This is a genomic window from Staphylococcus sp. EG-SA-2 (assembly GCF_017152085.1).
Genome location: NZ_JACYHC010000200.1, coordinates 1 through 523, shown reverse-complemented (window position 1 = coordinate 523; position 523 = coordinate 1). Strand labels below are relative to the sequence as shown.

Below are 523 nucleotides of genomic sequence, written 5' to 3'. Positions count from 1 at the left end.
AATGTTTGAGGTGCATAGAAATCAAAGCCATTATCAAGCTCGACAAAATTTTCATGTTCATATGTTAACTTTTCAATATCAAACTTTCCAAGTATATAACCACTTTGATAAATATTTTTGAACTGATTGCCTTTTGGTTCAATACCTTGTGGACAAATAAGTATGACATCTTGATTATCTAAATTAAAGTAATCTGGGCATTCCCACATATATCCAAAATCATCTAACTCTGTATTTATTTCACCTAAATAATGCCAATTAATTATATCTTCAGTATTATAAAGTAATAATCGACCTTGCTGATCATTATTTTGTGCGCCAATGATTGCATAATATTTCTCACCATATTTAAAAACTTTAGGATCTCTAAAATGACTTGTATATCCTTCTGGTTGCTGGCTAATTACTGGCTTTGGAAACTTTTCAACTGAACCGTCTTCTTTCAATCGTGCGATCATCTGACTCGCATGTCGTTGCCAATGATTATCTCGATGATTTCCTGTGTACATATAATATAAATGCC

The 523-nt window shown here is 31.7% G+C and carries 1 protein-coding gene; it reads right to left on the bottom strand.

Annotated elements, in window-relative coordinates:
• Positions 1-523: glycoside hydrolase family protein (locus IDG60_RS27275; protein WP_481906071.1), on the bottom strand; the 523-nt coding region annotated here is incomplete at both ends.